A 26,315-nucleotide genomic window follows, 5' to 3' on the forward strand; every position below is an offset into this window, starting at 1 on the left:
TGCGGCCAAGCGGACGCCGGACTATAGCCGCCCGCATCCGGCGGCGGAACCCTCCGCATTGGCGGAGTCTACAGCTCGGCGTTCAGGCCCGACGCCGACAGCTCGACCGGGCGCACGGCGTGGCCGGAAGGGGCGTAGAGGCCGTCGCTGGCCGCTTTCTCCAGCGCCACCAGAAGGCTGCGGTTGATCGACAGGACGGCCTTGCGCATGGCGACCAGCCCCGCCGCGTTGTCGTTGATGGCGCGGTCCAGCCGTTCCACCCGCTCCAGGATCATCGCGCGCAGGTCGTCGTTCAGCCGCAGCGTGCCCGACTGCGCCTGGGTCATGATGCCGCCCAGACGGTCGGCCATCGCCTGCTTGCGCCGGGCGTAGACCTCCAGCCCCTCCAGATCGCCGGCGGCGAGCGCCGCCGTCTCCTCGTCGAGCAGGACGCTGAGTTCCGCCACCGTGTCGAGGAACTCCGTCATCACCACAGCGGTCGGCCCGTCGGCCAGCGCGGGACTCTCGGGCTCCGGGGCAGCGATGGGGGCGGTGTCCGCCTCCGGCTTGGCGTCGGGGGCGAATTCGCGGATCAGGTCCTTGAAACGGCGGCTCATCCCTTGGTTCCTTCGCTCGTCTGGCCGTAGAGGCGGGCCACGTCGGCCTCGACCATGCGGCCGATCCCCAGCGTGCCGGCCTCGGCGATGGCCTTGCCGTATTCCTGGAGCATGAAGCTGCGCCACGTCCGCTCGCCCTGGCCGCCGCCGAAGGCGCTGCCGGTCTCCACGCCGGCGAACATGGATTCCAGCATCTGCCCGACCATCAGCGCCTCGAACTCCTGCCCGGCCTTCTCGGCGGATCGGGTTTGGGCGGCGGGTTTCGCGGCGGGGGTGGTTGGGGAAAGGGGGGAGATGTCCATCGCGTCGTCGTCCGGCCGGAGGTGTCAGATGATTTCCAGGTCGGCGTGCAGGGCGCCCGCCGCCTTGATGGCCTGGAGGATGGCCACCATGTCGCGCGGCCCGACGCCCAGCGCGTTCAGCCCGTTGACGAGCTGCTGTAGGCTGACGTTGCCGCCAATGGTCACGAACTGGCGCCCGTTGCCCTCCTGCACCTGCACGTCGGTGCGCGGCACCACCACCGTCTGCCCGTCGGAGAAGGGCTGCGGCTGCGACACCTGGGGCGTCTCCACCACGCGGACGGTCAGGTTGCCCTGGGTGATGGCGACGCGGCTGATGCGCACGTCGTCGCCGATGACCACGGTGCCGCTGCGCTCGTCCACCACCACCCGCGCGATGCCGTCGGGGCGCACGGTGAGCTGCTCGATGTCGCCGATCAGCCGGGCGACCGCGCCGGTGTAGCGGGGCGGGATGCGCACATCGACGGTGGTCGCGTCCAGCACATGGACGGCGCTGCTGCCCAGCCGCAGCGCCACCGCGTCGGCGATGCGGTTGGCGGTGGTGAAGTCGGGGTTGCGCAGCGCCATGCGCACGCCGGTCGTCTCGTCCAGCGCGAATTTCAGCTCGCGCTCCACGATGGCGCCGTTGGCGATGCGGGCGCTGGTCGGCACGCCCTTGGTCACGTTGGCGGCCACGCCGCCCGCCGAGAAGCCGCTGACCGACAGCGACCCCTGGGCCACGGCGTAGGCCTGCCCGTCGGCGCCCAACAGCGGCGTGACCAGCAGCGTGCCGCCGAGCAGGCTGGTGGCGTCGCCCAGCGCCGACACCGTGATGTCGATGGTCGTGCCCTGGCGGGCGAAGGGCGGCAGCGAGGCCGTGACCATCACCGCCGCGGCGTTGCGGGTGCGCAGCACCTCGTCGCGGGTGTTGATGCCCAGCCGCTCCAGCATGCCCTTCAGGCTCTGCTCGGTGAAGGGCGTGTTGATCAGCCGGTCGCCCGAGCCGTTCAGCCCGACCACGAGGCCATAGCCGATGAGCTGGTTGCGGCGCACCCCGTCGAAGGTGACGAGATCCTTTACCCGCGTCTGGGCCAGCCCGTCGCCCGCCACGGCGGCGGCGCCCAGCAGGCAGGCCGCGGCCAGCGCGGCCACGCGGAGGGCTCGGCGGATCGGACCATGCTTCATCAGACCGTCTTTCATCATCCCGCAGGGAGGCCGTGCCGTCCTACAGGTAATTGGTGAGGCTCATCCGGGCGATGCGGGCGGTGGCCGCCGCGGTCGCCTCGATCTGCACTTCGAGTTGGTTCATGCGCAGGCTGGCCTCCGCCGGATCGACGCTTTCCATCGCGTCGAGCTGGTCGTTGAGGATGCGGAGCTGCGTCGTGTTCATCGCCGCGATGTCGTCGAGCTGCGCGCGGTGGATGCCGAGCTGCGCGGTGGCGTCGCGCACCCCCTCGATGCCGCCCGACACCTTGGCGACCGCGGCCTCCATGTAGGGCTTGTAGGCGTCCAGCGGCAGTTGGCTGGTGTCGACGCTGGCCAGCATGTAGAGGCCCTGGAGCAGGTCCCGCATGGCCGGGTCGTTGCCCTGGATGCCGTAGGGAATCTCGGTCGTGCGGTCGAGGCGGGCGCTGAGGCGCGGTGCGGTCGACGGCGCCCCCTGGTAGAACCCGCCCTCGAAGCCGAGCGGCGAGGCCGACGGTGTCGCGAACAGGTCGTCCAGAGCCGCCACGGCAGCGGCGGTCTCGGCCGGGGTCTGCGGCGATGACGTGCCTCCGGTGGCCGCGGCGATGGTGTCCTGCACGATCTGGATGGGCGAGGGCAGGCCGGACTCGTCGCCCTGCACGGCGCGCATGGGGGCGGTCTTCACCTCCACCCCGCCGAACAGGTAGCCGTTGCCGGAGGAGGCGTTGAGCATGCCAACCACCTGCTCCAGCATGGCGCGGGCCCGCACCTGGAGCGAGCTGCCGGTGGGCGAGGGCTGGCCCAGCCCGACCGAGGCGGCGGCCAGAACGTCCTGCCCGGCGGACAGGATGTTGGTCAGCGCGCTGTCCATGGTGCCCAGCCGGCCTTGCAGCAGGGCGGTGGATTTCAGGGTCTGGTCGGTCTCGTCATACAGGTTGCGCAGCGCGATGGCCTGCCCGGTGCGCGCACCCAACGCCTTGGCGACGTCGAAATGCTTGCCGCTGGCGATCTCGTCGTTGTTGCGCAGCCGTTCGAGCTGAAGCTCGGTGTTGGCGGTCTGCAGGCGCTTGGAAAGGCCGAGGGTGGAGACGGCGTTGTAGAGCATGGCGTCAGTTCCGGATCTGGAGCAGCGTGTCGAGCATCCGCCCGGCGGCCTGGAGCACCTGGGCGCTGGCGCCGTAGCTCTGCTCGATCAGCAGCAGCTTCTGCATTTCGTCGTCGACGTTCACGCCGTCGCGGTTGAGACGCGCCGATTGCAGCGCGTCGGCGCTGATCTTGCGGGTCTTCATCTCGGACTCGGCGGTGGTGCGGTAGCCCTGCTGGGTGGAGACCATGCCGGTGGCGTAGTCGCCCAGCGTGGCCGAGGAGGGCAGGTCCGCCGCGGCGAAGCTGCGGGTGGCCGAGAAGGCGTTCAGGAAGCGGTCGATCTGCGTGGTGTCGCCCGACGCCAGCGGCGCGCCCGCCTGGACGCCGCTCTGCACCATCCAGGGGTTGCTTCGCACGCTGCCGTTGACGGCGATGCGCGAGGCCAGACCTTCCGTCGCGCCGTAGGCGGTGCCGGCGTCGGTGAACAGGCCGGGCTGGGTGGGGTCGGCCTCCGCCGCCTGGAACTGCTGCACGATGCCCGCCGCCAGCTCGTCGAGCTGGGCCAGCGCCCGCGGCATGTCCTGGTGGGCGGTCTGGACGTAGCCCATGATGCGCCCGCTCTGGATGTCCTGATCCGGGTTGTCGGAGATGATCTTGCCGCCAGCCACCAGATCGCCGCCGACGAGCTGCAGCGGCTGGGAGCCCATGGGAAGCTCGCGGTCGAGCAGCGTCTGGCCGTTGCGGGTCATCACCACCACCTCCCCGCTTTCGCGGGTGTGGGTGCGGATGCCGATCTCGCTCGACACCTGATCGAGCAGCCGGTCACGCTCGTCCATCAGGTCGCCGGTCTCGGCGCCCTTGGCCTTCTGGGTGGCGATGGCGCTGTTCAGCTCCCCGATGCGGACGAGCGAGCGGTTGACCTCGTCGACCGAGGACTGGAGTCGCGCCTTGGCGTCGTTCTGCACGGTGATGGCGGCGGCGGCGGTGTCGTGCAGGCGGCGCACCAGCGATTCCGCGGAATCCACCACGGCGGTGCGCGCCGCCTCGTTGTCCGCCTGGTTGCGGAGCTGGCTGAAGGACTGCTGGAGCTTGGCCAGGGCGGTGGAGACGGACCGCTCGTCCTGCGGCTGGCCCAGCGCCGTGGCGTAGTCGGCCAGCGCCGAGGCGCGGGTTTCCTGCGCGGTGTAGCGGCTCTGCTCGAACCGGGCGTCGCGGATCAGGAACTCGTCCACGCTGCGCAGCACGCCGTCGACGCGCGCGCCCTGGCCGCGCCCGCCGCTGATCGCGGTGGAGACGGCCAGATCCTTGCGGACGAAGCCCGCGGTGGTGGCGTTGGTGATGTTGTGCGAGACCAGCGCGGCTTGCTGCTGGGTCGCGCGCAGCCCGGAGAGGGCGGCGCTGAGGGCCAGTTGGAGGCTCATGGCGGGCTATCCCCTTTCCCGTCCGTCAGCGCTTCAGACGGGTGGTTTCGTCCACCATCTCGTCGGCGGTGCGCACCAGCGTGGCGTTGGAGGAGTAGGCGCGCTGCGTCTCGATCAGCGACACCAGCTCCTCCGCGATGTCGACGTTCGACTGCTCCAGCGCGTAGCCGGCGACCGAGCCGGCGGTGCCGCTGTTGCCGTTGCTCAGCGTCATCGTGCCGCTGTCGATGCCCAGCGTGTAGGTGTTGCCGTCCTGCGGGACCAGCCCGCCGGGGTTGACCACATCGGCGACCGGCACCTGATAGAGCGGCTGGCGGGCGCCGTTGTCGTAGACGGCCCACAGCGTGCCCGCCTTGTCGATGTCCACGGTGCTGACGCGGCCGGCGCGGGCGCCGTCGCCCATGAACTGCGGCACGTAATCGCCGTTGAGCTGCGTCAGGTTGCCGACCGTGACGTTGACGGTGTCCGGCGTCGGGTTGGCCGGCGAGGTCAGCGTGATCTGCGGCAGGGCACCCGCCGGCAGGCCGGCGTTGGCGCCCGTGGTGTTGAAGGTGACGGTGTTGGTCGACAGCGTCGCGGTGTAGCCGGCGGGCGGCGTGACCGACAGCGTCCATTCGTTCGGGTTGGCCGTCTTCGTCCAGGTCATCGTGACGTCGAGCGGGTTGCCGAGCCCGTCGTAGAGCGAGGTGGAGGTGTCGAAGCTGGTGCCGTCCGTGGCCTGGGCCGGCAGGTTGCCGGCGAAGCTCATCTGCGTCGTCTTGCTGCCGCCATAGGCCAGCCCGGCGATGGAGACGGCGCTCAGCCCGTCGAAGCTGCTGCGGTTCACAGCGGGCAGGCTGCCGTCCGGGCCCAGCTTCCAGGCCTGGAGATACTGGCCGGCGCTGTTGCGCAGGAAGCCCTGGTCGTCGGGCAGGAAACTGCCGGCGCGGGTCAGCGCGTAGCCGGGCGAGGTTCCGGTGGTGCCGGCGTTGTCGGCGACGACGAAGAAGCCGCGCCCCTCGATGGCCATGTCGGTGGCGGACTGGGTGCCCTGGATGGTCCCGTCCTTCAACACCTGATAATGCACGTTGGAGCGGACGCCGCCCGCGGAGTAGTTGCTCGTCGAGCCGGAGGAGGTCATCAGCGTCGAGAAGTCGACCGCGGCGCGCTTGTAGCCGATGGTGGCGGAGTTGCTGATGTTGTCCGAAATGGCGGCCATCCGCGAGCTTTGCGCGGACATGCCGCTCACACCGGACCGCATGGCGCTGAACAGGCTCATCGGGAGATCCTCATCCTAAATCGGTTGGGCCGGAAGCGAGCCACGGGATTCTCCGCGATGGACTTCGGAGGGGAGAGTACAGGGCGGCTTTTAAAGCGGATTTAAAGAGCGTTTTTGTGCGTTTACTTAAAATTTTCCGCTCTTTTGCTGCGGTGGTCCGTTGGGCCGGCGGCCGGGGGCGGCTCCTTCCCGTGGGAAAGGGTGGAACCGAAGTGCGATTGCGGGGGCGGCGAACGGATGCCGCATTGCGCGGATCGACAAATCCGGTCACTGTTGGACCGGTTGTCCTCCATGCATCGAGTGTCCAGAGTGAGCGAAGAGCAAAAGCAGCAGGTTACGGCGGTCGTCAAATGGTACAAGGCCGACAAGGGCTTCGGCTTCGTCCGCTTCGCCGACGGAAGCGGTGAGGCGTTTCTGCATTCCCGGGTTCTCGCCTCGCTGGGCGAGGTGTCGCTGACCGAGGGCACCGGCCTCGTCTGCGACATCGCCGAGACCCCGAAGGGGCCGCAGGTCGTGGCCATCCATTCCATCACCCCCGCGGACCCGGCGGAGGCCAAGCCGGCCCGCGCGCCGAAGCAGCGCCGCCAGCGCCAGCCGGAGGGCGGCGATCCCCAGGCCGTGCGCCCCGCCGCCCCGGCGGCCATCCGCGAGCCCAAGCCGCGGCGCGAGCGGTCGGCCCCGGCCCTGATGCCGGTGCCCACCGGTGAGATGATCTACGGCACCGTGCGCTGGTACAATCTGGACAGCCAGTCCGGCCTGATCGACCCGTGGGACGACGAGACGGGCATCGGCGTCTATTTCGACCGCGCAATCCTGCGCCAGTCCGGGTTGGAAGTGGTGGCCGACGGCGAGGACGTGCGTTTCGTCGCCGTGCCGGGCGACGGCGGCCCGACCGCGCTGCGCGTCGAACTGGTCTGAGCTGACAGAACTCGGGCGCCGTCGGGGTATCCGCCCGGCGGCGCCTGATTCAAGCCCTGGCTTTGGCTGCCGCCGTCAGCGGGGGGTGAAGGATCGCGAGGGGCGGCGTTCCACCACCACCGGCGGGCGCTGGTCCATGCCGCCGGAAGGGCGGGACGGGTAGTGGCCGCGGGATTCGGAGGAGTCCATCCGCCCGGCGGCCTCGCGCACCTCGAAGATGCGGCGTTCGACCGGCAGGCTCTCCGCCAGGACGATGACGGTGTTGAGCGAGATCCGGTCGATCGCCGGCTCCATCCGGTCGGCGCGCAGCCGGCCCGCCTGCACAAGTTCCTCCACCTCGGCTTCCGAGCACTTCAGCCAGGCCGCCGCCTCGGCGATGGAGAGTGACTGGTCGCGCATCGAAGAAGCTCCAAGACTGGGGTGGGGACAGGAAACCGGGTTGCCAATAGGGGTGTACCCGATTTCCGCGCCGAACAACAGGGTGGCGAAGGGGCGTCCCGTCACAAGACGCCCGGGAACCGCCTCTTTTTACTCCTTGGTCACGCTCCGGCAGCGCTGCTGGAGCAGGGTGACGGCCTGGGCGGCCTCGTCGCCCTGCAGGGTGAAGGCCCGCTCGTCCAGCAGCCGCCCGTCGGCGTTGAAGGCGCGGACGAACAGGCCGTGCGCGGTGCTGGTCACCACCGCGTCTACCACGGCGTCCGCCGTCTCGTCGCTCGCCACGTCGATGAAGGAGGCGAGTTCCGCCAGTTCGCCATTGTCCGTCCAATCGGCCTCGGCGATCAGGTCGAGCAGGTCGTTCAGCCCACCGGCCGGCTCGCAGCGCTGGACGCGCGGGTCGGCGCCCTGGATGGCCGCCGTGAAACGGGTCAGCGCCTCGCGGATGCGGGTCTCCTCGGCGGGGTCGAGTTCGGGTTCGCCGTCCTCGCCGATGCGGGCCAGCCCGAGGAAATCGGGAACCGCATCCTCGCCGGCGGCCTCGACGGCTTCCGCCTCCTCCTCGATCAGCCCGACGACGCCGACCAGCCGCGTGCCGGCGTCCGCCGGATCGGCCAGCAGGTCGCCCTCGCGGACGAAGCGCAGCGCCGCGTCGGTCGAATCCAGCATGCGCCGCAGCAGGGTGCGGCGGTCGGCGGCCTCCAGATAGACCAGCGCTTCCGGCTCCAGCCAGACCGGCAGCAGGCGCGTGTCGGCGGCGGTTTCCAGCAGGCCGGTGGAATCCAGCGCCTCTTCGATGGTTTCCACGGCGGGTGGCTGCGACAGGTCGCCGGACACCTCCACGGCCAGCCAGAAGAGGGTGGCGATCATGTCGTCGCCCTGGGCGTCGGTGCGGCGGACGGATTCGGCGATGGTCTCCACCTCGTCGAGGAACTCCGGCTGTTCCTCCTCGCGCAGCTTGTCCAGCGCGGCTTCCAGCACCGCTTGGCGACCGGCGTCCAGCGTCTCGTCGAGCAGTTCGTCGAAGCGGCGGTCGCTGTTGCGCCAATAGCGGACCAGGCGCTCCGCCGGCGTGCCCGTGAAGGTTCCGGTGGTCGGCTTGCCCGCGCCGTTCCGCCCGTTGCCTGTCTTTGCCATGCTGCCTCTCCTGACTGGTCCGCCGGCGCCGTCGGGCGCGGGGGTGACGATACGGGCAGTGACCGTAGTGGCCGGAGGGCGCGCTGGCAAGCCGCCCGTCAAGCTGTTGTCTTGCGCTTTCAGGGCACTCGACAGCGGCGGCCGTCCTACGGCAGGCTGAAGCCCGCAATCAAAAGCCGGAGGGCAAGACCCGTGACGACGCGCGATGAGACCGAGGTCCTGCTGGCGGAGCTTCGCAAGGGCTTCGGCGTGGCCTCGAACAGCGAGCTTCTGCACCTGCTGGCTGCGCTGGGGCGGGTCGTCCTGGACGAATCCAGCCGCGACGAGCGCGGCCGCCGCGTGCTGAAGATCGTCGGCAAGGGCGGGCGCGAACGCCAGATCGTGATCTCGGAGTAAGGGAGAAACGCCCTTCCCCGCGCACTGCCGCGGGGAAGGGCGTCCTTATCAGCTCGCGCGGACGCGCTGGAGGAAGCCGGACAGCTCGCGGTTGAGCGCGTTGGCGCCGTCAGCGAGGTCGTGGGCCTTGTCGAGGAGCGTGCGGGCGGCGGTGCCGCTGCGGTCGGCGGCGGCGTTGACGCCGGCGATGGTCTGCGTCACCTCGGTGGTGCCCAGCGCCGCCTGATGGACGTTGCGGGCGATCTCCTTGGTGGCCGCGCTCTGCTGCTCCACCGCCGCGGCGACGGTGGCGCCGATGGTGCCGACGCGGGTGACCACCTGGACGACCGCCTGGATCTCCTGCACGGCCTCCCCGGTGGCGCTCTGGATGCCCGCGGCCTGGGCGGCGATCTCGCCGGTGGCGCGGGCGGTCTGGGCGGCCAGCGCCTTCACCTCGTTGGCGACGACGGCGAAGCCCTTGCCGGCTTCCCCGGCGCGGGCCGCCTCGATGGTGGCGTTGAGCGCCAGCAGGTTGGTCTGGCTGGCGATGTCGTTGATGAGATCGACGACGCGCCCGATGCTCTGCACGGAGTCCGCCAAGCCGCCAATCTGCCCGTTGGCGCGCTCGGCCAGGGTCATCGCCTCGCGGACGATGTTGGTGGATTCGGTGATCTGGCGGGTGATCTCCTCGATGGAGCTGGTGAGCTGCTCCGACGCGGCGGCGACCGTCTCCACGTTGGCCGAGGTCTGCTCGGTGGCGGCGGCGACGCTGGTGGCGAGGCGGTTGGTCTCCTCCGCCGTGACCGACATGCTGCGGGCGCTTTCCTCCATTTCGGTGGATTCCGCCACGAAGCGGCTGACCACGCTGCCGACGGCCCCCTCGAAGCTGCTGGCGATCTCCTCCAGCGAGCGCTTGCGGTCCTCCTCGGCGCGGCGGGCGGATTCGATCTGCTCGGCCTCCAGCCGGCGCTTGGCGAGGGCGTTCTCGCGGAAGACCTCGACCGTGCGGGCCATGGCGGAGATCTCGTCGCGGCCGCCGGACGGAACCGTCACGTCGAGGTCGCCGGCGGCGATCTTCTCCATCCCGCCCTGAAGGGTGAGCAGGCGGCGCACCACCATGCGGCGCACGAAGACCAGGATGACCAGCGCCGACAGCAGCAGGCTGACCACGCCGACCCCGATCTGGAGGATCGTGCCGTTGGACAGGGCCTTCTCGCTGTCCTCGGCGGCGGTGGTGATGGCGCCCTCCTGCGTGTGCACGAGGTTGACCACCGCCATGGACAGCGCTTCGGACAGGCTCAGGTTGTTGGTCAGCAGGTCCCGCTGCGCCTTCAGGATCTCCAGCTCGGCCAGACGGGTGGGAATCAGCCCGTTCGGCTCGATCGAGAGGGTTTCGATCGCCTTCAGCGGCTCGGCCATCGCCTCGCGCGAGGCTTCGGGCAGCTGTCCGGAGTTGGCGGTCATCGTGGTCACGAGGATGCGCGTCTGCGCCTCGATGATCGACAGGCGGTTTTCATCGAAGCTGGCGGCGGCTTCGGTCAGCAGGCCGCGGACGGTGGTGGCGCCGTCGTCGATGCCGCGGACGATGGCGAGCTGCTCCTCGGTCTGGAGATACTCCTCGCCGGCCTTCAGCCGCTCCTCCGCCGGGCGGGTGTCGTCCCGGAAGGCGGCGCGCTGCATGTCCACGCCGCTGCCGTGGATCGACTTCCAGGGCGCCACGAGCTGCGACAGGCGCCGCGTGGCGATGACCACCTGCTCCAGCAGTTCGGAGCGGCGGTCGCTCAGCCCGATCCGCTTGTCCGCCGCCTGATCGAGCAGCGTGACATTGGCGAGCAGGGCCTGGGCGGCGCTGCTGGCGGCGGCGGTTTCGGACGGATTGCCGGCGTGGGACGCGGCGTTGGCGCTGTTCTGCTCCAGGTCGGCCAGATCGCGCAGCTCGCGTTCGAAGTCGTGCCGCTCCATGGCGATGCGCGCCGCGAGATCCGCCTTCTCCTCCTTGCTGGTGACGGAGCGGAAGGCCGGAGCCAGCGCGTCGATGCGGCCCGCGTGCTGGGCCGCCCGCAGGGCGCCGAGCGCGGACGGCACGGCCTCCGCGGTGATGACCTGCAGCGTCCGGCCGAAGCCGGCGTATCCGGTCAGCGCCACCCCGATGGCGACCAGCGTGCAGCACATCACGGCGCCGACACCGGTGAACAGGCGCCCCTGAACGCCCCCCAGCCGGCTTGGGCGCACCGCCTTATCCTGGGCAATTTCTAACGGTTTGGACATGTCATCTCTTCCCCAACGGCGGTCTTGCTTCTCGTTGGCGCCGCCGCACGCCGTCCGCGGCAGGCCTTATCCCTGTCTTCCCGTCAGCCGAGCCAGGCCGTGTGGGCCAGAACCTCGTTCGAGCCCCGCCAGACCATGTCGAGCGCAACATAAGTGATGATCGCAAGACCGATCCAACCAATCCAGCGATGTTTGTGCAGAACACGTGCAATTACGTTCGCGGCGGCGCCCATCAACGCCACCGAGAGCAGCAGGCCGAGCACGAGCACGGTCGGATGCTCCTTGGCAGCACCGGCCACCGCCAGCACATTGTCAAGCGACATCGACACGTCGGCCACCACGATCTGCCAGACGGCGGCGCCGACGGTCGCGGCGCCCGCGGCGGCGACGGCCGTGCTGTCGGTGATCGAGGCCGTTCCGGGGAGGACGTCGGGGGCGTCCAGCGCCTCCTCCGGCGTGATCTCGTCGGCGCCCTGGGAGCGCAGCTCGCGAAACATCTTCCAGCAGACCCAGAGCAGAAGCACGCCGCCGGCCAGGGTCAGCCCGATGATGGCGAGAAGCTGCGTGGTCATCAGCGCGAAGATGATGCGCAGCACGATGGCGGCGCTGATGCCCCACAGGATGACCCGGCGCCGCTGCTCCGCCGGGACGGCGGCGGCGGCCATGCCGACCACGATGGCGTTGTCGCCGGCCAGAACGAGGTCGATGGCGACCACCTGCCCGAAAGCGACGAGTTGCGGCCAGAGTTCGGCGGTCATCATGATTCGTCTCCATTGCGGCGGGGCGCCCGATGATCGGAGCGCCCCGCGGTATCCATTGTGTGCAGTCGGGGGCGGTTGGGACGCCCGGTCACCGCATGAGCATGTGCGGGAGCCAGAGGGAGAAGGTCGGGACGTAGGTGACGAGGAGGAGGGTGACGAAGAGCGCGCCGTAGAAGGGAGTGATGGAGCGCATGACTTGGCCGACGGAGACCTCGCCGATGGCGCAGCCGATGAACTGGGTGGTGCCGACCGGCGGGGTGTTGAGGCCGAGCGCGCAGTTGATCAGCATGACGATGCCGAACTGCACCGGGTCCATGCCGTACTGCATGGCGATGGGCAGGAAGATCGGTGTGCAGATCAGGATCGTGCTCGCCATGTCCATGAAGGTGCCGAGCAGGAACAGGATGATGTTGATCAGCAGGAAGATGACCAGCGGGTTGGTCGAGATGCCGGCCATCAGCTCGCCGGTGATCTCGGCCACCTGATACAGCCCCATGATGTACTGGAACATCGTCGAGACGCCGATCAGCAGCAGGACCACGCCGGTGGTCTTGACCGTCTTGGCGGCGGCCGCCAGGAAGTGGTCCCAGGTCAGCGTGCGGTAGACGAAGGTGGTGAGCAGCAGCGCGTAGATCACCGCGATGGAGGCGGACTCGGTGGCGGTGAAGACGCCGGACGTGATGCCGGCCAGGATGATCACGACGATGAGCAGGCCCGGGGCGGCGGCGGCGAAGGAACGGCCCAGGATCGACCAGCCGGGGAAGGTGCCGGGGGGATAGCCGCGCTTGACGGCGACGTAGTAGGCCGCACCCAGGTTGCAGACCATCAGCAGCAGGGCGGGGACGATGCCCGCGGCGATCAGCGCGCCGATGGAGGCTTTGCCGCCGGCGGCCAGCGCGTAGATGATCATGTTGTGGCTGGTCGGCATCAGCGCGCCGACCAGGGCTGCGTGGGTGGTGACGTTGACGGCGTAGTCGGCGTGGTAGCCCTCGCGCTTCATCATCGGGATCATCACCGCGCCCATGGCCGAGACGTCGGCGACGGGGGAGCCGGCGACGCCGCCGAAGAGCGTGCAGGCGACGACGTTGGACATGCCCAGGCCGCCGCGGATGTGGCCGACCATGTTCTTGGCGGTGGCGACGATCTTGTCGGCCACACCGCCGTGGAGCATCAGCTCGCCGGAGAAGACGAAGAAGGGGATGGCGAGGAAGGAGAAGACGTTCATGCCGGACATCATCTGCTGGAAGATGACGGCGACGGGGAGGCCTTCGTAGAGGATGGTGCAGAGCGCCGACAGGCCGATGGCGAAGGCGACCGGAATGCCCAGAACGAGGAAGCCGAAGAAGCTGATGGAAAGGATGGTCAGTTCCATGATGGTGCGACCTCCTCGCCGCGGATGATGGCGACGACGTGTTCGATGGCGAAAAGCACGATCAGGACGCCGGAGAGCACGAGCGGGATGTAGCGGACGGCTTCGGAGACGTGCAGGTTGGGGATGAAGTACGGGGCGACGGAGTTGCCGAGGACCCAGCCGTTGTAGGCCATGCAGGCGCCGAAGACGCCGACGAGGGCGTAGATGACGATCTCGACCTTGCGGCGGATGGCGTCGGGCAGCATGACGAGGAAGGATTCCAGGCCGATGTGTCCGGCGTCGCGGACGCCGACGGCGGCGCCGATGAGGGTGACGTAGAGGACCAGCACGATGGCCAGGCTCTCCGCCCAGGTCGGCGAGTCGTTCAGCACGTAGCGGCCGAAGACCTGATAGAACACCACACAGACGATGGCCATCAGGCCGACCATCGCCACGCACATCCCCGACCGCGCCAGACGCGCGTTCACCCGCGTCAACAAGCGTGGGGCGGCGAGGGGGCGGACCTCTTCCAATTCAAGTTCGATGCTCATGATGCCGTCCTTCCCGCGGGGGGCGGCGCCGGCCGGACTTGGCCGGCGCCGCGACCGCGTGCCTTACTTCGTGTCCTGCCTACTTCGTGTCCTGGATGCGTTGGACGAGGCCTTGCAGCTTCGGCGTGTTCGCGAACTTGGCGAACACCGGCTTCATCGCGTCGATGAATTCCTGCTTGTTCTTCACGTCGCTGATCTGGGAGCCGGCCTTCTCGACGATGGCGCGGGAGGCCTCTTCACGCTCCGTCCACAGCTTGCGCATGTAGGGGACGGAGTCCTTGGCGGCTTTGCGGATGGCGGCCTGGTCGTCCTTCGACAGGCGGTCCCAGGTGACCTTGGAGAAGACCAGCACTTCCGGCGCCATCGCGTGCTCGGTGCGGGTGAAGTACTTGGCAGCCTCGAAGTGGCGCGAGGATTCGTAGGACGGGTAGTTGTTCTCCGCCGCGTCGATGATGCCGGTCTTCAGGCCGGTGTAGACCTCGCCCATCGGCATCGGCGTCGGGTTGGCGCCCAGCGCCTCGATCATCGACACGAACAGGTCCGACTGCTGGACGCGGATCTTCATGCCCTTGAGGTCGGCCAGCGATGACACCGGCTTCTTGGAATAGAGCGAGCGCGAGCCGCTGTCGTAGAAGGCCAGACCGATCAGCCCCTGGCTTTCCATGGCGGCCAGGATCTCGTCGCCGATCGGGCCGTCCAGAACGGCGTGCATGTGGTCGGTGTCGCGGAAGATGAAGGGCAGGGCGACGACCATCGACTCCGGCACTACGTTGTTCAGCGGCGCCACGTTGATGCGCATCATGTCGAGGCCGCCGATCTTGATCTGTTCGATCGTGTCGCGCTCGTTGCCCAGCGCGCCGTTCGGGTAGACCTTGACGCCGAGCTTGCCGTTGCTGCGCTCGCTCAGCAGCTTGCCCATGTATTTGACCGCCTCGACGGTCGGGTAGTCGCCGGGGTGGATGTCGGCCGACCGGAAGTCGCGGGCCGAGACCGGGGCGGTGAGCAGCGCGCCTGCGGCGCAGGCGGCCAGCAGCGCCATGCCGAGGCGGCGGAAAGTGTTCTTCATGGACCGTACTCCTGCCTTAGGAGAAGTGCCTGTTGGAGCGGAGGCGGGGTGTCGGCCCGCCGAAAATGGACAAACGAATAAGTTGCAGAGTTCGGAAGAGGCCCCGGCTGTTCGGCTGTGCGCTTCGAATAACAGCGCTGCGAAGGCGAGGGCAAAAAAGAACCCCGAAGGGTATGAGGGCGCAAAATCCCGGCGCCATCGGCGTGTGCCGACGGGGGTGAAGCTGGGCGGTTCTTGTCCTTTGTTCCGAAGCGGCCGCGGTGTTCTTCCGCGCGGCTGCCCTGGTGTTGTCTGATGAGCGGGCGGCGTCGGTTGTTCACGTCCGTGCCACATCCCGCTGCGCTAGTTATATTAATATATCAGCTTTCGAGGCAAGCACAAAACGGAGGCTGGAAAGCGTGATGCCAAAATGTCGCAAGCCGGGTGTGGATTAAAACCGGGGCGGGGTTTGACGTCCCGCGGCGGTGGGCGCGTCAGTGAAATAAAGCGGTGCGGCGGCGCGCAAATCGTCGATTGCCAAGCGCAGTCCGTCGAGATGGGCGCCGAGCGCTTCGACGCTGGCCTCGCGGTCGTGGACGGCAATGGCCTCCACGATGGCGTCGTGTTCGGCGATGACCTTGGCCATTTGGCCGGGCACGGGCAGGGTCAGGCGCCGGCAGCGGTCGACCTGCACCTTCACCTGTTCCACCAGCACCCAGAAGCCGGGGAATCCCGCGATCTCGGCGAGCAGGGCGTGGAAGCTCTCGTCGGCCTCGTGAAAGCCGTCGCGGTCGCAGGCGGCGCAGAGGTCGCGTTGCTCCTCCAGCGCTGCGCGCAGCTGGGCGATGTCGCCAGGGGTGGCGCGGATGGCGGCCATCCGCACGGTGGCCTCCTCCAGCGCCTTGCGGATCACCCCGGCCTCCGGCAGGGCGGCGACCGGGATCAGGGACACATAGGTGCCCGACTGCGGGAAGACGTCGATCAGCCCCTCGTCGGCCAGCCGCAGCACCGCCTCGTGCACGGGGGTGCGGCTGACGCCGTAGGCTGCGGCGATGCGCGCCTCGGCGATGGGCTCGCCGGGTCGTCGGCGCATCCCCAGGATGTCGTTCCGCAGGTCGCGGTAGATGGGAGAGGCGGAGCGCGGCGCGGGCCGGACCGTGGCAAGCCGGCGCTGCCGCGGCGCGGCGGCGGTGAGTGTGTCCGATGGCATGAGCCACCTCGTCAGACAGGCGGGTCGCGCGGACATGGGCCGGCGCCCCGGTGAACGTGTGAAAGCTAATATATTAGTGTTTGCGCCCGGTGCTGAGTGGCAAAGTGTGGGACACCCTGGGCGAAGTGTCGCACGTCTCCGCTTCGGCCCGGCGGCGCGTCTCGCGGATCAGGATCAGCAGGCCGCTGGTGATGACGATGGCGGCCCCGGCCAGCACATGGGTTCCCGGCCAGTCGCCCCAGAACAGCCAGCCGAACAGGCAGGCCCAGAGGATTCCGGCGTAGTTGAACGGGCTGATGACCGCAGCGGGGGCCAGGGCGTAGGCGCGGGTGGCGAAATATTGCGCGCCGCCGCCGACCAGCCCCATCGCCGCCATCAGCGCGAAGCCCTCTGCCGTCGGCATCGTCCAGACGAAGGGCAGGGCGAAGGCGCTGAGCAGCGTGGAGAAGGCGGTGAAGTAGAAGACGGTGGTGACCGGCGCCTCCGTCCGCCCCAGCTGCCGCATCGCCATCATGGCGAAGGCGTAGGCGACGGCGGCGCTCAGCCCGACCAGCGCGCCGGTGTTCAGCATGCCGCTTCCCGGCTGCACGATGACCAGCACCCCGGCGAAGCCCACCGCCACCGCCCCCCAGCGGTAAGGGCCGACCCGCTCCCCCAGCACCGGCACGGACAGCGCGGTCAGGAACAGCGGGGCGGAGAAGGACAGCGCCACCGCGTCGGCCATCGGCATCAGGTGGTAGGAGAGGAACAGCAGGACCATCGAGGTCAGGCCGATCGCCGCCCGCCAGAAATGACCGCCGAGATGCTCCGTGCGCAGGCTGCGCCAGCCGCCGGCGCGGGCCAGCATGGCGGTGGCGGGCAGCAGGGCGAAGGCGTTGCGGAAGAAGGTCACCTCGGCCAGCGGGTAGTCCGCCGCGAGATGCTTCGCCAGCGCGTTCAGCACCGCGTAGAGGAACACCGCCAGCAGCATGGAGACGATGCCGCTGCGCGCCTGGAGATGGCTGGGGATGGGCTGGGCCATGGGTGCCCCGGGGGGTGAAGGAATGGGTTGACCTTGCCCCCACCCTGACCCTCCCCCGCTGACGCAGGGGAGGGAGAATGGTCCCCTCCCCTGCGGAGCGGGGGAGGGTCAGGGTGGGGGCAAACAACGCCGCTCAATGCGCCGTGCGGCGGCTCGGGCGGCGGTAGATGAACCAGTAGACGGCGCCGACCAGCACCGCTCCGCCGAACCAGTTGCCGAGCGTCACCGCGGCGAGGTTCAGCAGGAACTGCCCGACCGGGATCACCGGCGCAGCGCGGCCCAGATCGGCCCAGAAGGAGGCGGGGGCGCCCCATTCGATCAGCAGGCCCAGCGGCACGAAATACATGTTGGCGACGCAGTGCTCGAAGCCCGCGGCGACGAAGGCGCTGACCGGGAAGACGATCGCCATGATCTTGTCGGTCACGCTGCGCGCGCCGAGCGCCAGCCACACCGCCAGGCAGACCAGCACGTTGCACAGGATGCCGAGGAAGAAGGCCTGCCCGGCGGGCAGCCCGGCCTTGGCCGTGGCGAAGTAGAGCGCCGAGGCGCCCACCGCCCCGTGGCCGAAGGCGTACTGCCCGGACAGAAAGACCAGCAGCGCCGTGCCGGCGGCGCCGACGAAGTTGCCGAGCCACACCATGGTCCAGACCTGGAGCATCCGCCCGGTCTTCACCCGGCCGCTGGCCCAGGCCATGACCATCAGTGCGTCGCCCGTGAAGAGCTGCGCGCCGCCGACGATGACCAGGATCAACCCGAGCGAGAAGACCAGACCGCCGAGCAGCCGGGTCACCCCATAGGGCAGCATGCCCTCCGCCCCCGACATAGCGACGGTGGCGAACAGGCCGCCCAGCGCGATGAAGGCGCCGGCCAGGACGGCCAGGGCGAACAGCGTCGCACCGTCGTAGTTGGCCTTCTTGACGCCCAGATTCTCCGCCGCGAGCGCGATGGCGTCGGGCATCAGCGCGTCGAGGGAGGACGCGGGCGGGGCGGCGGCAGGGGAGATGGCCGGGGAGGCGTGTGGGTTCGCCTCCGGAAAGGAATGCGTGTCCATGAAGGTGCTCCTCGTCTCGTACGGCGTCTCACACGACCTTCAGGCCCTGCGTCCGGAAGATGCCGCGCACCCGCTCGGTCAGCTCCGGCGGGGGAGGTTCGGTGTTGGCCAGCGCGTAGGGCAGGCCGAGCTGCTTCCATTTGAACTCGCCCATCTTGTGGAAGGGCAGGACGTCCACCCGCTCCACCACCTCCAGGCCGGCGGCGAATTCCGCCAGCCCTTCGATCTCGTCGAGATGGTCGGTCAGACCGGGGACCAGCACGTAGCGCAGCCAGACCGGCTTGCGCATCTCGGACAGCCGCTCGGCGAATTCCAGGGTCGGGCGCAGCGGCACGCCGGTCACCGCGCGGTATGTGGCCTCCTTGAACGCCTTGATGTCCAGAAGCACCAGATCGACGTCGGCCAACAGATGGTCGTCGGCGTGGCTGCCGAGGAAGCCCGAGGTGTCCAGCGCGGTGTGCAGGCCGAGCTGCTTGGCGCCGCGGTAGATGGCCGCGCAGAATTCCGGCTGGACCAGCGGCTCGCCGCCGCTGATGGTCAGGCCGCCATGGGCGCGGTGCAGGAAGTCGGCGTAGGTGGCGATGTCGGCCAGCACGTCCGAGGACTGGGCCGGCGACCCGTCGTGCATGTGGCGGGTGTCGGGGTTGTGGCAGTACTGGCAGCGCAGCGGGCATCCGGCCAGGAACAGGACGTAGCGCAAACCCGGCCCATCGACCGTGCCGCCCGTCTCCACCGAATGGACCCAGCCGCGGACCGATGCGCCCGTCCCGGCGGCGTGCGCGGGTTGGGGGGTAATCGGGCTGAGCATGAGGCACCTCGTGAATGGGCGCCGGTGTCCGCTTCATTGCGACACCGGCGCTGTGTGCCATCCTATGTCAGGCCCCGGCGTCGGCCATGACCGGGGTCAATTGATCTGACCGGGACTCCTGCGCGTACTGCGAGTATCCGGCCCCCGAATGGATGGGCGGAAGAACGGGGCGCTCCACCCAGGCGATGCGCAGGATGTTGGTCGAGCCCGCCATGCCGAAGGGCACGCCCGCGGTGATGACCAGCCGTTGCCCGTCCTCCGCCAGACCGTGGGCGTAGGCGATGCGGGTCGCCTTGTGCACCATGTCGGAGAAGTTCTGGATGTCCTCGGTCAGAACGCTGTGCACGCCGTAGGCCAGCACCAGACGGCGCGAGGCGGCGACGGTCGCGGTCAGGCAGAGGATCGGCACCTCCGGCCGCTCGCGGGCGGCGCGCAGGGTGGTCGACCCGCTGGTGGTGTAGGTGACGATGGCCGCCGCGTGGATGGTGTGGGCGACCTGCCGCGCCGCCGCGGTGATGGCGTCGGCGGCCGTCTCCTGCGGGTCGGCGTGCTGGGCGTCCATCATCGTGCGGTAGAGGTCGTCGTGCTCGACCCGACGGGCGATGCGGTCCATCATCGACACCGCCTCCACCGGGTAGGAGCCCGACGCGGTTTCCGCCGACAGCATCACCGCGTCGGCCCCGTCGAAGACGGCGGTGGCGACGTCCGACGCCTCGGCGCGGGTCGGGGCCGGGGCGCCGATCATCGACTCGAGCATCTGGGTGGCGACGATCACCGGCTTTCCGGCCTTGCGCGCCTCGCGGATGATCCTCTTCTGGATGCTCGGAACGTCCTCCGGCGGCATTTCCACGCCGAGGTCGCCGCGGGCGACCATGACGCCGTCCGACAGCTCGACGATGCGCTCCAGATGCTGGATGGCCTGCGGCTTCTCCATCTTCGACAGCAGGGCGGCCCGCCCGGCGACCAGCTTGCGCGCCTCCGCCACGTCCTCCGGCCGCTGCACGAAGGACAAGGCCACCCAGTCGACCCCCTGGTCGAGCGCGAAGACGAGGTCGGCGCGGTCCTTCGCGGTCAGCGGCGACAGCGGCAGCAGCACGTCGGGCACGTTCACGCCCTTGCGGTCGGAGAGCTTGGTGCCGGCCACGACGACGGTGTCGGCGTGGTCCGGGCTGCAAGCGGCGATGCGCAGCCGCACCTTGCCGTCGTCCAGCAGCAGGTCGGTGCCGGGGCGCAGGGCGGCGAAGATTTCCGGATGGGGCATGCCGACGCGGGTCGCGTCGCCCGGTTCGGTGGAGAGGTCGAGGCGGAAGGGCTGGCCCACCGTCAGTTCCACCGCACCGTTGGCGAAGCGGCCGAGCCGCAGCTTCGGCCCCTGGAGGTCTGCCATGATGGCGATCGGCCGCTCCAGCTCGCGCTCCAGGGCGCGGATGGCGCGCACGCGGGCGCCGTGGTCGTCGTGGGAGCCGTGGCTGAAGTTCAGGCGGAAGACGTCCACGCCCGCCTCGAACAGCGAGCGGATCATGTCCGGCGAGGAGGAGGACGGACCCAGCGTGGCGACGATCTTCGTCTGCCGGAAGCGGCGGATCGGGGAGGTGGGGGCGGTCATATCGAAACGGGCTCCGCAAAAGAGGGCGGGGACGGTGGGCGCGGCGCGCGGGCGCTCATCGGTAAGACCGCCGCGCCAGGGCCGGCGTGACGGTGCGGCGCGCGGCGGTCGGTGCGGTTCTTGGGGATGCGCTCGCGGCGCGGGCGGGCTTGGGCCGGCCGGGCTGCGCGTCTGTCCTTCGCAAAATAAAATACTAGTATATCAGATTGAAAGGCAAGCCTGTTTCGCGGGGCGGGGCGGCCCTTCGGCCAAAATGCCGCAGGCACACCCGCCCAATGGATTGGCCGGCGTGTAGGGCTTTTTGCCGAGGGGGATGGTATTGGACCCCCTTCGATTTTGGATTATTTTACCGACACGACGTGCTTTAAGACCGCTTCGGTGTGTTGGCATGGAATAAGCCAAGGGATCGGCAAATCATCGGCCCACCCGGATGCATGGGACAAATTTGAGGAACGCCGGAACAATGACGATGGTGACCGAATGACGCGGGTGGTGCGGCTATGAACGGTGGCGTAGACTTGAGCAATTGCGACCGGGAGCCGATCCATCTCGTCGGGTCCATCCAACCGAGCGGATTCCTGATCGCGCTGTCGACGGATTGGATCGTCAAGCACGCCTCGTCCAACATCGGGGCGTGGCTGGGGGTGGAGCCCGACGCTCTGCTGGGGCTTCCCCTGAGCGAGGTGATGGACGAGGAGGCGCTGCACGCCATCCGCGGGCGGCTCCAGCTCTCCCTCATCAACGGGTCGGTGGAGCGCGCCTTCCGGGTGAAGCTGTCGGCCAACGCGCTGCCGCTGGACATCGCGGTCCATTTGTCCGGCCAGTCGATCATCGTCGAGGCGGAGCCGAGCGAGCCGGACAGCGAACTGGACGTCGGTTCCATGGTCCGCGCGATGATCGGACGGCTCCAGCGCACCCCCGATTTCGACTCCTGCTGCCGGGAGGCGGCGCGGCAGCTGCGGTCGCTGACCGGCTTCGACCGGGTGATGATCTACCGCTTCGACCGCGACGGCGCGGGGGAGGTGATCGCGGAATCCGCGGTGCGCGGCATGCCCTCCTATCTGGGGCTGCGCTACCCGGCCTCGGACATCCCGAAGCAGGCCCGCGCGCTGTACGAACGGAACTGGCTGCGCTGCATCAACGACGTGGACGCCCCGTCCGCGGCCATCCTGCCGCCCCTCGGACCGGAGGGCGAACCGCTCGACCTGTCGATGAGCGTTCTGCGCAGCGTGTCGCCCATCCATTGCGAATATTTGCGCAACATGGGCGTCGCCGCCTCGATGTCGGTGTCGATCCTGCGCCGCGGCAAGCTGTGGGGTCTGTTCGCCTGCCACAACATGGTGCCGCGGCGGCTGTCGCTGGAGCGGCGCACGGCGGCCGAGCTGTACGGACAGATGTTCTCCTTCCTTCTGGAGGGCGTCGAGCGCGACCGCGAGGAGGCCTACGAGGCCAAGGCGCATCTGCTCCACACCCGCATCATGGCGGTGATGGCGGACGGCGCCTCCTCCATGGAGAATCTGGAGCGGTTGCGCGGCGAGGTCGGCCACTACATCCGCAGCGACGGCTTCGCCATCGTGCTGGGCGGTCAGACCCTTGTGGACGGCAGCACCCCGACGCCGGAGGAGTTGCTCGGGCTGGTGCGCATGCTCAACCGGGCACACGCCAGCCGCGTCTTCGCCACCAGCGAAATCGCGCAGGTCCACCAGCCCGGCGTGGACTTCGCCGAGCGCGCCGCCGGCATGCTGGCCATCCCGGTATCGCGCAAGCCGCGTGACTACATCATCTTCTTCCGCAAGGAGTCGGTCCGCACCGTCACCTGGGCCGGCAACCCGGACAAGCCGGTGGAAGCCGGTCCCAACGGGCAGCGGCTGACCCCGCGCAAGAGCTTCGAGGCGTGGAAGGAGACGGTCCTCGGCCAGTCGGAGCCCTGGACGGAGGCCGACCTGCGCATCGCCGACTCCCTGCGGATCACGCTGATGGAGGTGGTGCTGCGGCTGGCCGACCAGGCGGAGGAGGAACGCCGAACGGCCCGCGAGCGGCAGGAGCTGCTGATCGCCGAGCTGAACCACCGCGTGCGCAACATCCTCAGCCTCGTCCGCGCGCTGCTGGTCCAGAGCCGGGCCGGGGTCACGCGTGTCGAGGAGTTCGCGGAGATCGTCGGCGGTCGCATCCAGGCGTTGGCGCGCGCACACGACCAGCTGACGGCGGAGAACTGGAAACCCTCCCCCCTGCGCCCCCTGATCGCGGCGGAGGTCGATGCCTATCTGGGCCACCGGGCGGAGCGGGTGGTCCTGTCGGGGCCGGAGGTGCTGCTGTCGCCGCCGGCCCTGTCGGTGATGGCGCTGATCATGCACGAGCTGGTGACCAACGCCGCCAAATACGGCGCCTTCGCCGACAGCGGCGGCCGGGTGAAGGTCCATTGGAGCCTGGACGACCGGGACGCATTGGAACTCTGCTGGGAGGAAAGCGGCGGCCCGCCCGTGCAGGCGCCGACGCGCCAGGGCTTCGGCACCACCATCATCGAGCGTTCGGTCCCGCACGAGCTGAAGGGCGAGGCGACGGTGACCTACGCCCTGGCCGGTCTGAAGGCGCGCTTCACCATACCGGCCATCCATGTCAGCTTGGCGCCGGAACGCCCGGCGGCGGTGATCGAAGCGGCGGTGACGCCCTGCGCGGCGGCAGACATCCCGCTGGGCGGGACGGTGCTGCTTCTGGAAGACAACATGATCATCGCGATGAGCGCGGAGGACATGCTGCTGAAGCTGGGCGCCGAGCGGGTGGAGACGGTGGCGAGCGTCCGTCAGGCGCTGGTCGCCATCGCCGACGACCCGCCGGGCATGGCGCTTCTCGACGTCAATCTGGGAACCGAGACCTCCTTCCCGGTGGCGGAGCGGCTGCGCGAGCTGGGCATCCCCTTCCTGTTCGCCACCGGCTACGGCGAGTCCGCGATCTTCCCAGAGGAGTTCCGCGACGTGCTGGTCCTGCGCAAGCCCTACGATTCGGAGCAAGTGCGGCGGGGGCTCCAGACGGTGCGGGGGCTGTAGCCGGTCGTCGGGAGGACTGGTCGTCGGGAGATTCGGCCCGCTCCGCACCGTCAGGCGGCGGTGCCGGTCTGGCGGGTCAGAGCCTCCTGGAGCAGGCGGGCGGTCACCGGCTTGAACATCACGCCGATCCCGTGCCGTTCGGCCTCCTGCATCACGTCGGGGCCGGAATCGCCGGTCAGCAGGACGGCGGGGACCGGCGCCCCGGCCAGTTCGCGGATCTTCAGGATGGCCTCGGTGCCCACCTTGCGCTCGCGCAGGCGGTAGTCGGCGACCATCACGTCGGGCCGCCGACCCGCCGCCCGTAGCCGCTCCAGCGCCTCCTCGGTGGATGAGGCGACGATGGTGTCGTAGCCCCAGTCCTGGAAGATCGAGCGCAGCCCCATCAGGACGATGGCGTCGTCGTCGATCAGGACGGCCAGCCGCCCGTGCTCCGTTTCGCGGGGTGGAAGCACCGGAGCCGGGCTTTCCGTGGCGTCGCCGAGGGGAACGGAGATGCGGAACACCGACCCCTTGCCGAGTTCGGAGCGCACCTCCACCGGGTGGCCGAGCAGGGCCGACAGCTTCTGCACGATGGCGAGGCCGAGGCCGAGCCCCTGGTTGCGGTCCCGCTCGGGGTTGCCGACCTGATAGAACTCCTCGAAGATCCAGGACATCTGCTCGCCGGAGATGCCGATGCCGGTGTCGCGCACCTGGATGCCGGCGTGACCGTCCAGGGGGTGGCATTCCAGGCGGATCACCCCGCGCTCGGTGTAGCGGATGGCGTTCTCCACCAGATTGCGGACCATCCGCCCCAGCAGGTTGCGGTCGCTGCGCACGGTCAGGTCATGGTGGTTCACCACCTGGAGATCCAGACCCTTGGCGGCGGCGACCGGGGCATAGGCGGACCCGATGTCGTCGAGCAGCGGCTTGACGGGAATGTCCTCGATCCGCGGCTCGATCACCCCGGCGTCCAGCTGCGAGACGTCGAGCAGGCTGTCGAGCAGGCCCTTCAGCGTCTCCATCCCGCGCTCCAGCATCGCCAGGGCGTCGCGCCCGCGCGGGGAGTGGACGTGGCTGTGCAGCGCCTCGGCGAAGAAGAACATGGACTGCATTGGCTGGCGCAGATCGTGGCTGGCGGCGGCCAGGAAGCGGCTCTTGGAGCGGTCGGCCTGCTCCGCCGCCTCGCGGGCCATGCGGCTGTCGTGCACGTCCACCGCGGTGCCGACCCAGGCGATGATCTGGTCGTTCTGGCGCATCGGGTTGATCCGGCAGACGTGCCAGCGGTAAACCCCGTCGTGGCGTTGCATGCGCACGTCGAAGCCATAGGATTCGCCCGCGGCGATGCCACGCTCGCGGCAGTCGAGCAGCCGGGGGTAGTCGGCGGGGTGGATGTAGGACCAGCGCTCCCCCTGCTCCAGGCTGCGCCCGGTGTAGGAGCGCCAAGCGGCGTTGTAGTACTCCCGGCCGCCGTCCGGCCGGTTGATCCACATCATCACCGGGGTGTTCTCGACCAGCTCGCGGAAGCGGGTCTCGCTCCGCCGCAGGGCTTCCTCGCCGGCCTTGCGCTCGGTGATGTCGGTCAGGGTGACGACGGCCAGCGTGATGCAGCCGTCGGGGTCGCGCACCGGCTCGGCGTCGGCCAAGCAGGTGATCGGGCCAGCGGGGGTATCGCGGCGCAGCTCCTCCTGCCGCACCACCGCGCCGTCGCGCAGGGCGCGGACCAGCGGCAGCTCCGGAGAAGCCTCCACAAGGCCGCCTGTGAAGGGGCGGGGATAGTCCTCGATGCGGTCGATCCGGCCCAGGGGCTGGCCGATCAGCCGTTCCGCCGCGCTGTTGTGCAGGATCACCCGCCCGGTTGGCGCCTCGGCCACCACCACGCCGGCGCGCAGATGCTCCAGCACCGCCTTCAGCAGCGACCGCTCCGTCTCGCGCTGGCGGGTCAGGCGCCCGATGGCCCAGGCGGTTCCGGTCAGGGTGAGCAGCAGGATGAGCAGGAAGGGGAACCACGACCACAGGGTGGCCACGTCGACGGTGCGCAGCGCGGCGGCCCGGTCGATCCCCACGGCGATGGCGAGACCGCTGCCGTTGGCGCCGGGTGGGGAGTAGGCGGTGACGCGGGGCGTCCCGTCCAGCCCCTCGGTCAGCGCCGTCGCCGTCTCCGCGCCGCTGAGGTACAGGCCGAGCCGCTCGGGAAGCGGCTGGCCGACGATTCCCTGAAGGTCCGGCACGCGGACGAGGACGGTGCCGGCGCGGTCGGCCAAAAGGACGGTCACGTTCGGCGGCAGGGGTTTGCGCGCCTGATACTGGCGCAGCCAATCGAGGTCGAGCAGGGCGGTGACGACCGCCGGTCCGCTCCCACCCTCCTTGCCGCTCTCGCCGCCGCCCCGTGCGTAGGGCAGGGCGAAGGGCAGGACGCGGTGGTGCGGTCCTTCGGTGGCGACATACTCCCCCACCGAGAAGAGGCCGGAGGACAGGGCCTGCCGGACCTGCGGCTGGTCGGCGCTTCCGGTCCCGACGGTCCGACGGTCGGTGGAGCACAGGACGATCCCCGACCGGTCGGCGAAACCCAGCGTCAGGTAGCTGGGCAGGCGCTGGCGCAACCGCTCCATCGTCTCCTGGCAGGCCGGGCCGGCGATGTCCGCTTCCGCCAGTGTGGCCAGGATGTGTTCGATGTCGTCGACGATCCGCTGCTGTTCGGTCTGGATCAGGTCGAGCAGGCGCAACGCCTCCTGACCGAGTTCGGCCTCCCGCTCCGCCCGCAGCCGGGTGTGGGAATAGACCTCGAACCCGATCAGCGGGGCCAGGGTGAAGACGAGCAGCAGAAGCCAGCGAACCATGGACACGATCGACCGTCCCGGCCCGGGGGCCGATGGGATGAAGGAAGCGATCGTGTGAACCCTAACATACCGCAGTATGTTGCAATGCCTGTCC

Annotated in this window: 22 protein-coding genes; 3 read left to right on the forward strand and 19 right to left on the reverse strand. The window is 69.4% G+C overall.

Annotated elements, in window-relative coordinates:
* Nucleotides 1-68: 68 nt before the first annotated feature.
* The 6 genes from ABAZ39_RS29995 to ABAZ39_RS30020 are packed head-to-tail and all read right to left on the reverse strand — an operon-like array spanning nucleotide 69 to nucleotide 5,824.
* A complete protein-coding gene (locus ABAZ39_RS29995; protein WP_040137950.1) occupies nucleotides 69-596 on the reverse strand; it encodes a flagellar protein FlgN in 528 nt (175 codons plus the stop codon).
* Nucleotides 593-898 (reverse strand): rod-binding protein, encoded by a 306-nt coding sequence (locus ABAZ39_RS30000; RefSeq protein ID WP_040137951.1) that lies wholly within the window; start codon nucleotides 896-898, stop codon nucleotides 593-595. The genes ABAZ39_RS29995 and ABAZ39_RS30000 overlap by 4 nt, the downstream gene beginning before the upstream one ends.
* Before the next feature lie 24 nt (nucleotides 899-922).
* Entirely contained in the window at nucleotides 923-2,059 is a 1,137-nt protein-coding gene (locus tag ABAZ39_RS30005; protein WP_040138371.1) for a flagellar basal body P-ring protein FlgI, read from the reverse strand.
* A gap of 40 nt (nucleotides 2,060-2,099) precedes the next feature.
* Nucleotides 2,100-3,164 carry a flagellin gene (locus ABAZ39_RS30010; RefSeq protein ID WP_040137952.1) on the reverse strand — a complete coding sequence of 355 codons (1,065 nt, stop codon included), beginning with the start codon at nucleotides 3,162-3,164 and terminating at the stop codon, nucleotides 2,100-2,102.
* A gap of 4 nt (nucleotides 3,165-3,168) precedes the next feature.
* Nucleotides 3,169-4,566 (reverse strand): flagellar hook-associated protein FlgK, encoded by a 1,398-nt coding sequence (gene flgK / locus ABAZ39_RS30015; protein WP_040137953.1) that lies wholly within the window; start codon nucleotides 4,564-4,566, stop codon nucleotides 3,169-3,171.
* Between the two features lie 25 nt (nucleotides 4,567-4,591).
* Complete coding sequence (locus tag ABAZ39_RS30020) at nucleotides 4,592-5,824, reverse strand: flagellar hook protein FlgE (protein ID WP_040137954.1); 1,233 nt, start codon at nucleotides 5,822-5,824, stop codon at nucleotides 4,592-4,594.
* Between the two features lie 309 nt (nucleotides 5,825-6,133).
* Between ABAZ39_RS30020 and ABAZ39_RS30025 the strand changes: the two genes are divergently transcribed.
* A complete protein-coding gene (locus ABAZ39_RS30025) occupies nucleotides 6,134-6,742 on the forward strand; it encodes a cold-shock protein (RefSeq protein ID WP_040137955.1) in 609 nt (202 codons plus the stop codon).
* A 75-nt stretch (nucleotides 6,743-6,817) separates the two neighbouring features.
* Here ABAZ39_RS30025 and ABAZ39_RS30030 read toward each other — a convergent pair whose 3' ends face one another.
* Nucleotides 6,818-7,141 (reverse strand): hypothetical protein, encoded by a 324-nt coding sequence (locus ABAZ39_RS30030; RefSeq protein ID WP_014199685.1) that lies wholly within the window; start codon nucleotides 7,139-7,141, stop codon nucleotides 6,818-6,820.
* A gap of 129 nt (nucleotides 7,142-7,270) precedes the next feature.
* Nucleotides 7,271-8,314, reverse strand: coding sequence for a hypothetical protein (locus tag ABAZ39_RS30035; RefSeq protein WP_040137956.1), 1,044 nt, complete (start codon nucleotides 8,312-8,314; stop codon nucleotides 7,271-7,273).
* A gap of 192 nt (nucleotides 8,315-8,506) precedes the next feature.
* Between ABAZ39_RS30035 and ABAZ39_RS30040 the strand changes: the two genes are divergently transcribed.
* Entirely contained in the window at nucleotides 8,507-8,710 is a 204-nt protein-coding gene (locus tag ABAZ39_RS30040) for a hypothetical protein (RefSeq protein ID WP_014199687.1), read from the forward strand.
* 48 nt (nucleotides 8,711-8,758) lie between these two features.
* Here ABAZ39_RS30040 and ABAZ39_RS33570 read toward each other — a convergent pair whose 3' ends face one another.
* The 10 genes from ABAZ39_RS33570 to pyk form a co-directional block, all read right to left on the reverse strand.
* The gene (locus ABAZ39_RS33570; protein WP_081863440.1) at nucleotides 8,759-10,957 is read right to left on the reverse strand and encodes a methyl-accepting chemotaxis protein; all 2,199 of its coding nucleotides are present in this window, start codon (nucleotides 10,955-10,957) and stop codon (nucleotides 8,759-8,761) included.
* Between the two features lie 83 nt (nucleotides 10,958-11,040).
* On the reverse strand, nucleotides 11,041-11,718 hold the full coding sequence (locus tag ABAZ39_RS30050; RefSeq protein ID WP_040137957.1) for a TerC family protein: 678 nt from the start codon (nucleotides 11,716-11,718) through the stop codon (nucleotides 11,041-11,043).
* Nucleotides 11,719-11,806: 88 nt separating this feature from the next.
* Nucleotides 11,807-13,090: a TRAP transporter large permease gene (locus tag ABAZ39_RS30055; RefSeq protein WP_040137958.1), complete on the reverse strand. Its 1,284-nt coding sequence runs from the start codon at nucleotides 13,088-13,090 to the stop codon at nucleotides 11,807-11,809.
* Nucleotides 13,081-13,620, reverse strand: coding sequence for a TRAP transporter small permease (locus ABAZ39_RS30060; protein WP_051658746.1), 540 nt, complete (start codon nucleotides 13,618-13,620; stop codon nucleotides 13,081-13,083). The genes ABAZ39_RS30055 and ABAZ39_RS30060 overlap by 10 nt, the downstream gene beginning before the upstream one ends.
* A gap of 79 nt (nucleotides 13,621-13,699) precedes the next feature.
* Complete coding sequence (locus ABAZ39_RS30065; protein ID WP_103041702.1) at nucleotides 13,700-14,686, reverse strand: TRAP transporter substrate-binding protein; 987 nt, start codon at nucleotides 14,684-14,686, stop codon at nucleotides 13,700-13,702.
* Nucleotides 14,687-15,116: 430 nt separating this feature from the next.
* Complete coding sequence (locus ABAZ39_RS30070) at nucleotides 15,117-15,875, reverse strand: GntR family transcriptional regulator (protein ID WP_040137959.1); 759 nt, start codon at nucleotides 15,873-15,875, stop codon at nucleotides 15,117-15,119.
* 73 nt (nucleotides 15,876-15,948) lie between these two features.
* The gene (locus ABAZ39_RS30075; protein ID WP_040137961.1) at nucleotides 15,949-16,896 is read right to left on the reverse strand and encodes a DMT family transporter; all 948 of its coding nucleotides are present in this window, start codon (nucleotides 16,894-16,896) and stop codon (nucleotides 15,949-15,951) included.
* 133 nt (nucleotides 16,897-17,029) lie between these two features.
* The gene (locus tag ABAZ39_RS30080; RefSeq protein ID WP_051658747.1) at nucleotides 17,030-17,947 is read right to left on the reverse strand and encodes a formate/nitrite transporter family protein; all 918 of its coding nucleotides are present in this window, start codon (nucleotides 17,945-17,947) and stop codon (nucleotides 17,030-17,032) included.
* A 28-nt stretch (nucleotides 17,948-17,975) separates the two neighbouring features.
* Nucleotides 17,976-18,755 (reverse strand): pyruvate formate-lyase-activating protein, encoded by a 780-nt coding sequence (pflA, locus tag ABAZ39_RS30085; RefSeq protein WP_051658748.1) that lies wholly within the window; start codon nucleotides 18,753-18,755, stop codon nucleotides 17,976-17,978.
* 67 nt (nucleotides 18,756-18,822) lie between these two features.
* Nucleotides 18,823-20,361, reverse strand: a complete 1,539-nt coding sequence (gene pyk, locus ABAZ39_RS30090) for a pyruvate kinase (protein ID WP_040137963.1) — start codon at nucleotides 20,359-20,361, stop codon at nucleotides 18,823-18,825.
* 518 nt (nucleotides 20,362-20,879) lie between these two features.
* Between pyk and ABAZ39_RS30095 the strand changes: the two genes are divergently transcribed.
* Nucleotides 20,880-23,405, forward strand: coding sequence for an HWE histidine kinase domain-containing protein (locus tag ABAZ39_RS30095; RefSeq protein WP_308217027.1), 2,526 nt, complete (start codon nucleotides 20,880-20,882; stop codon nucleotides 23,403-23,405).
* A 50-nt stretch (nucleotides 23,406-23,455) separates the two neighbouring features.
* On the opposite strand, the gene ABAZ39_RS35210 is transcribed toward ABAZ39_RS30095, so the two are convergent.
* The gene (locus ABAZ39_RS35210; protein WP_081863442.1) at nucleotides 23,456-26,221 is read right to left on the reverse strand and encodes a hybrid sensor histidine kinase/response regulator; all 2,766 of its coding nucleotides are present in this window, start codon (nucleotides 26,219-26,221) and stop codon (nucleotides 23,456-23,458) included.
* Between the last annotated feature and the right edge of the window lie 94 nt (nucleotides 26,222-26,315).

Source organism: Azospirillum argentinense (assembly GCF_000632475.1).
GTDB classification, from domain to species: domain Bacteria; phylum Pseudomonadota; class Alphaproteobacteria; order Azospirillales; family Azospirillaceae; genus Azospirillum; species Azospirillum baldaniorum.

Coding starts and splice junctions, on each gene's coding strand:
- ABAZ39_RS30075 (WP_040137961.1), bottom strand. CDS start 16,896: ATGGCCCAGCCCATCCCCAGCCATCTCCAGGCGCGCAGCGGCATCGTC.
- ABAZ39_RS35210 (WP_081863442.1), bottom strand. CDS start 26,221: ATGGTTCGCTGGCTTCTGCTGCTCGTCTTCACCCTGGCCCCGCTGATC.
- ABAZ39_RS30010 (WP_040137952.1), bottom strand. CDS start 3,164: ATGCTCTACAACGCCGTCTCCACCCTCGGCCTTTCCAAGCGCCTGCAG.
- ABAZ39_RS29995 (WP_040137950.1), bottom strand. CDS start 596: ATGAGCCGCCGTTTCAAGGACCTGATCCGCGAATTCGCCCCCGACGCC.
- flgK (WP_040137953.1), bottom strand. CDS start 4,566: ATGAGCCTCCAACTGGCCCTCAGCGCCGCCCTCTCCGGGCTGCGCGCG.
- ABAZ39_RS30055 (WP_040137958.1), bottom strand. CDS start 13,090: ATGGAACTGACCATCCTTTCCATCAGCTTCTTCGGCTTCCTCGTTCTG.
- ABAZ39_RS30020 (WP_040137954.1), bottom strand. CDS start 5,824: ATGAGCCTGTTCAGCGCCATGCGGTCCGGTGTGAGCGGCATGTCCGCG.
- ABAZ39_RS30005 (WP_040138371.1), bottom strand. CDS start 2,059: ATGAAGCATGGTCCGATCCGCCGAGCCCTCCGCGTGGCCGCGCTGGCC.
- ABAZ39_RS33570 (WP_081863440.1), bottom strand. CDS start 10,957: ATGTCCAAACCGTTAGAAATTGCCCAGGATAAGGCGGTGCGCCCAAGC.
- ABAZ39_RS30080 (WP_051658747.1), bottom strand. CDS start 17,947: ATGGACACGCATTCCTTTCCGGAGGCGAACCCACACGCCTCCCCGGCC.
- ABAZ39_RS30050 (WP_040137957.1), bottom strand. CDS start 11,718: ATGATGACCGCCGAACTCTGGCCGCAACTCGTCGCTTTCGGGCAGGTG.
- ABAZ39_RS30035 (WP_040137956.1), bottom strand. CDS start 8,314: ATGGCAAAGACAGGCAACGGGCGGAACGGCGCGGGCAAGCCGACCACC.
- ABAZ39_RS30000 (WP_040137951.1), bottom strand. CDS start 898: ATGGACATCTCCCCCCTTTCCCCAACCACCCCCGCCGCGAAACCCGCC.
- pflA (WP_051658748.1), bottom strand. CDS start 18,755: ATGCTCAGCCCGATTACCCCCCAACCCGCGCACGCCGCCGGGACGGGC.
- pyk (WP_040137963.1), bottom strand. CDS start 20,361: ATGACCGCCCCCACCTCCCCGATCCGCCGCTTCCGGCAGACGAAGATC.
- ABAZ39_RS30070 (WP_040137959.1), bottom strand. CDS start 15,875: ATGCCATCGGACACACTCACCGCCGCCGCGCCGCGGCAGCGCCGGCTT.
- ABAZ39_RS30060 (WP_051658746.1), bottom strand. CDS start 13,620: ATGAGCATCGAACTTGAATTGGAAGAGGTCCGCCCCCTCGCCGCCCCA.
- ABAZ39_RS30030 (WP_014199685.1), bottom strand. CDS start 7,141: ATGCGCGACCAGTCACTCTCCATCGCCGAGGCGGCGGCCTGGCTGAAG.
- ABAZ39_RS30065 (WP_103041702.1), bottom strand. CDS start 14,686: ATGAAGAACACTTTCCGCCGCCTCGGCATGGCGCTGCTGGCCGCCTGC.